Source organism: uncultured Cetobacterium sp. (genome assembly GCF_947039425.1).
Taxonomy (GTDB): domain Bacteria; phylum Fusobacteriota; class Fusobacteriia; order Fusobacteriales; family Fusobacteriaceae; genus Cetobacterium_A.
On the sequence record NZ_CAMQYW010000110.1, the window covers coordinates 1 to 5,933 of the forward strand.

Annotated in this window: 4 protein-coding genes; 1 reads left to right on the forward strand and 3 read right to left on the reverse strand. The window is 26.8% G+C overall.

Annotated features, from left to right (window positions below; genetic code table 11):
* Nucleotides 1-778: AAA family ATPase (locus Q0V09_RS06765; RefSeq protein WP_297487843.1), on the reverse strand; the 778-nt coding region annotated here is incomplete at its 3' end.
* An 87-nt stretch (nucleotides 779-865) separates the two neighbouring features.
* Nucleotides 866-3,394 (reverse strand): flavocytochrome c, encoded by a 2,529-nt coding sequence (locus Q0V09_RS06770; RefSeq protein WP_297487845.1) that lies wholly within the window; start codon nucleotides 3,392-3,394, stop codon nucleotides 866-868.
* A 138-nt stretch (nucleotides 3,395-3,532) separates the two neighbouring features.
* Here Q0V09_RS06770 and Q0V09_RS06775 point away from each other — a divergent pair, with 138 nt between their 5' ends.
* Nucleotides 3,533-4,837, forward strand: coding sequence for a sulfurtransferase (locus Q0V09_RS06775; RefSeq protein ID WP_297487847.1), 1,305 nt, complete (start codon nucleotides 3,533-3,535; stop codon nucleotides 4,835-4,837).
* A gap of 221 nt (nucleotides 4,838-5,058) precedes the next feature.
* On the opposite strand, the gene Q0V09_RS06780 is transcribed toward Q0V09_RS06775, so the two are convergent.
* The coding region (locus tag Q0V09_RS06780; RefSeq protein ID WP_297487850.1) for an EAL domain-containing protein at nucleotides 5,059-5,933 on the reverse strand (875 nt) is incomplete at its 5' end.

Genomic DNA, 5,933 nt, shown 5'->3' on the forward strand with positions numbered 1-5,933 from the left:
CTAAAAATGCAGCAGCTTTAGAAGCAATAACTAAACTTATACTAGCTCTTGGTGATGCACCACAAGCTATATATTCTGAGCTCTCTCTAGTTTTAAATATAATTTCTAAAATATATTTTTTTAATTTATCATCTATGTGAACTTTTTTTATTAATTCTTTAATCTCCTCTAAATCTTCAAAGGAAACTATTCTTTTTATTTGAATATTATCAAACTCTTTTTCTCCTGTTAATAAATTTAATATTTCTAGTTCCTCTTCCATAGTTGGATACTCTATTTTAACTTTCATTAAAAATCTGTCTTGTTGTGCTTCTGGAAGAGGATATGTTCCATCTTGCTCTATTGGATTTTGTGTTGCTAGCACTATAAAAGGTCTATCTAATTTAAATGTTTCATTAGCTATCGTTACTTGCTTTTCTTGCATTGCTTCAAGAAGAGCTGATTGAACTTTTGCTGGAGCTCTATTAATCTCATCTGCTAATAAAATATTTGTAAAAATTGGTCCTTTTTTAATATGAAAATCACCTGTTTTTTCATTATACATCTCTGTTCCAACAATATCACTAGGTAACAAGTCTGGAGTAAACTGTATTCTAGCAAATTTAAGTCCTAATGTTTCTGCTATTGTATTTACAGTTAACGATTTAGCTAGTCCTGGAAGACCCTCTAAAAGAATATGATTTCCTGTTAAAATTCCTATTAAGATTTTTTCTACCATATTTTTTTGACCTATAACCTTTTTAGAAATTTCTTCTTTAAGTATATTAATTCTTTCCATAATTTCCTCCTGATTTTTTCTAATAGAATATAAAAAAACTTCCAGCATATTTGACGTAAAAATATGCTAAGAAGTTTTTATTTTTTATTATTTTGAGATATTTTCTCCTGCTCTTTTACCAAAAACAATTATCTCTGTTATTGCATTTCCACCAAGTCTATTTGTTCCATGTAAACCTCCAACAATTTCACCTGCTGCATATAATCCATCTATTAGAGAACCATCCTCTCTTTCAACTTGATTCTCTCTATTAACTTTTAATCCACCCATTGTATGATGAACTGCTGGAGCCACTCCTTGAATATAAAATGGACCATTTTCTATGCTTACTAATGTTCCTCTTCTATTAAAATCTTCATCTTTTTTATTAGAAACAAAACCATTATATCTTTCTATTGTTTTCATAAAATCTTTAACATTAATATTAAAGAAATTTGCACACTCTTCTAATGTATCACATTTTCTAAACAATTTAGATTTTTCTAATCTTTCAACCTCTTGAGTATTTTTTGAAACATAATTAGTTATATTTTCTATTTCTTGTCCCCATACAAGATACCCAATTCCATTAGTTTGTTCTAAAATACCTTCTGATACTACATCTCTTCTTTCTAACTCTTCTACAAAACGATTTCCTTCTTTATTTACAAGTATTGCACCATCAAATCTAGAACCACCCACATGAGATAACTCTCCTGTTTCTGGATTAGATATTGGGAAAGTTTGAATATAATCCATTTGAATAAATTTAGCATCTAAAGCTTCACTCATTAAATGTCCATCTCCTGTTATTCCACTCATATTTGTTGTTTTATATCTTTCGTCTAATTTAGGATTATATTTTTTTCTTAACTCAATATTTCCACTAAATCCACCTGTTGCTAATATCACTCCCTTTGAAGCCATAAATTTAACAGTTGTATTTTCTACCTTTGCAATAACACCAGTTACTTTATTATTTTCATCAGTTAATAAACTTTCACAAGTAACACCAGTTCTAATCTCTACTCCTTGAAGAAGAGCTTTTGCTCTTAATTTTCCAATTAGCTCTATTCCATACTTACCACTAAATACAGCTGCTCTTGGAACGCTGTGTCCACCAAAATGTATTAATTCATCTTTAAATGAAACCTTTACATAATCTTTTAGCCATCTGTAAGCAGGAAGAGCTTCCTCTACAAAAATATCTAACATTTCACTAGAACTTTCTTTATCTCCACCAATATATATATCATTTCTATATAATTCTTTAGAATCTTTTATTCCTTTTTCTATTTGAGTATCATTTTCTGGAATATTTATTCCACCCATAGATATTAGAGTATTTCCTCCAATAGATGACATTTTTTCCAACACAACAACTTTTAACCCCTTACTTGAAGCAGCTATAGCTGCTGATAATCCAGCTCCTCCAGCTCCAGCGATTACCACATCAAATTTTTCTATTGGCTTTAATATAGTTTTCGTTTTTCCATTTCCTATTTTTTCTAAATTTTCAGCTTCTAACATTTGAATCTCTAATTTTTCACTATTAGCACCTGCATTAATAAGAGCATTTTTTACAGACTCTCTTATCCCTCTAGAACTCATAGAACATCCTGAAACATTTGGAACTAATATTGAATTAGTTTTTACTATTAAATTGGGAATATTTTCAAAAGCTGGGTCTGATATAAATTTAGTTTCATTATGAGAAATTATCTCTAAATTAACAACTTTATTATCTTCAATAGTTACCTCAGTAATTAAATCTCCTCCATAACCCTTTCCTGTTCCTTGAAATTTACCATTTGTCATCATTTTCTCTTTGTCACTCTCCCTTTTGTCTATAGGTATTTGAATCTCTGTTATATATTCATATTTATTTTGCGTTAAAAATGAATTTATAATTTCTATTTCATAAACAATACCCAAAACACTTATATTATTTTCCTCTATATATTCAACTATTTTTTCTAAAGCTTTCTTTCTATTACTACCTCTATATCTTATAGTTATATACTCTCCCATGGGAATAGTATCAACTTTTTCTAGAAACTCTTTCTCTTTAAAAAGTAAAAATGAACTTTTTTCATTTGGAGTTTCTTTTAACTCTTTTAAACACATACTTTTTCCCAAATAAGCATTTCCACAATTTACTGAGGATTCAATAATATTATAAATATCTATAAAAGATATGTTTAATTTTGAATTTCCTATTTCATCTAAGTTATATGAGTGTCTTATTGCAAAATTCTTCAATATTATTTTATCAACCTCATTATAACTAAACTCATCAACAATTAGCTGTAACTTTTTTTTATTTTCTTTTAATTCAAGAATTTTATTATCCATTTCTATAATTTTATTCTTATACTGCTTTAAAAAGTTTTTCATATCTCTATTATTTTTCTCATCAAACTTTCTTTTTATCTCTTCTAAAGTGAATCCACTATTTTTTAAGGAAACTATATTTTGTAATTTTAATATTTGATACTCACTATAATATCTATATCCATTGCTTGGATTTACATAGTCTGGCTTTAAAACCTCATGCTCATCATAATGTCTTAAGGCTTTATGAGATAACCCAGAAATTTTTGAAATTTCTCCTATTGAATACAATTTTTTTTCCATAATTCACCTCACATATTATAATATTCTATTCCCTTAGGGGAGTGTCAATATTACATTATAACTTTTTATTTAAAAAAAACAAAATTTTATGTTATTATTATAATGGATGTTTATTATTTATAATAGGAGAGGGAATAAATGAAGAAAATTATTTTAATTATTTTTACTTTAATGTCAACATTTCTATTTACAAAAAATATAACAACAAAACAAGTTAAAGAAAATCTAAATAAAAAAAATTGGGTTATAATAGATACTAGATCTAGTGACTCTTTTAATGGGTGGATGCTTGAAGGAGCTAAACGTGAAGGCCATATTAAAGGAGCTACTGATTTCTCAGCCAATTGGTTAAGAAAACAACACTTAACTAAAAAAGATTTACAACTTTTAGACAAAAGATTAATAGAAAAAAATATTAATAAAAATACTAATGTTGTTTTATATGATTTTTCTGGAAAAGACTCTGCTCTTGTTGAAAAATATTTAAAAGAAAAAGGCATAAAAAATATTTATACTTACAATGGAAAAGAATGGATTAATAATACTAATTTACCTATGGAAAAATTTGAAAATTATCAAATGTTAGTTCCTCCAATTTGGGTAGATCAATTAGTTAAAGGTAACAAACCAAAAAGTTATAATGGAAATGGATATAAAGTTTTTGAAGTGTCATGGGGACCTATTAATGATGCTTTATCTTATATAAGAGCTCATATTAAAGGAGCTGTACATATAAATACAAATGAAATAGAGCATGCTCCAAACTGGAGTGTTAACAGTGATTCTAAATTAATTGATTTTGCTAAAAATAACGGAATAAATATTAATGATACTATTATTTTATATGGTGAAGATGTAATGGCTTCTTATAGAGTAGCTATGATTTTAAGATATATTGGGGTAAAGGATGTTAAAATTATCAATGGAGGAACTCAGGCTCTAATAAGAGATAACATTCCAATGGAAAGAGGAATCGTTGATAAAGAGTCTACTAAAAATATTGGTACTAACAAAATCGTTAATAAATATATTATTGATGATATGGAAACTGCTAAAAAAATTCTTAAAAATAAAAATAAACAGCTTATCGATATTAGATCTTGGAATGAATATATTGGAAAAATATCTGGATACTCTTATATGGATAGAAAAGGAAGACCTACTGGTTCTATTTGGGGAAATTCTGGAACTACAGCTAACTCTTTAGAATCATATAGAAATATTGATGATACTATGAGAAATCCCAATGAAATTTTAGCTCTTTGGCAAAATTTAAACGTTGATACGAATAAACAAATGACTTTTTTCTGTGGATCAGGATGGCGTGCTGCCGAAGTCTATATTTATTCAAAAGTTCTAGGAATAAAAAATAGTTCTGTTTATTCTAATGGATGGATGGAATGGAGTTGCCATAAAGAAAATCCAATAACAGTTGAAAAATAAATATATATATTTTACCTTCTTAGCTATTAATTTGTATAATTAAATTAATAAACTGAGGAGGTTTTTTTATGGATGCAGTAAAGTCTCAAATAGAGCTGCCTATATTGTTTTAGGAATAGATTTAGAAGGAAAAAAAGCTATTTTAGAAAAAAGTACCATTAAAATACTTAATCTAAAATAGCCTATTTGAACATTTAAAATTTGATAGCTAAGAAGTGAATTTACACTAAATTTGGGATACTCCCTATTTTTAACAATTCAATTACTTTATTTTCAGGAATAGGTTTTGAAAAAAGATACCCTTGAATAAAATCAACATTCATTTTTTTTAAGATATCTAGTTCTTCAGTTGTTTCTACTCCCTCTGCTACTATTTTTAAATTTAAAGCATGAGCTGTATCTACACACAATTTAACCAGTGTCTTATACTCATCAGAATCTTTCATCCCCCAAATAAAGTTTTTATCAAGTTTTATATTAGTTAATGGTAATTTTACCAAATAACAAAATGATGAATATCCTGTTCCAAAATCATCTAAAGATATTGTTATCCCAATATCTTTTAATTCTTTTATTTTTAATAAATTTTCCTCTATATTTTTTAATAAAACTGTTTCTGTTATTTCTATTCCAACAATTTTAGGATCAACATCTATTTTATTTAAAATCTTTTTTATATTTTTAACAAAATTACTTTTCATTATTTGAAGAGCAGATATATTTACAGAAATAACTATCTTATTTTCTCTAAATATATTTATCTTCTTACTAAAAGAAAACGCTTCTTCTAAAATGAAATCTCCAATATCATCAATTAATGTTGTTTTTTCTATAATACTTATAATATTAATTATAGGAATTTTCTTATATTTTTCATTATTCCATCGTAATAAGGATTCAAAACCAAATAATTGTCCTTGAGTATTATACTGTGCTTGATAATGTAATGTTAACTCCTTTTTTTCCAATGCATTTTTCAAATCATTTTCTATTTCTTCATCAAAACACCTTTGTTTATCTAAAGCTTTATTATAAAATACATATTGATTTTTACCTTGTTCTTTAGCTTTATATAAAGCCAGATCAGATCGGAAGA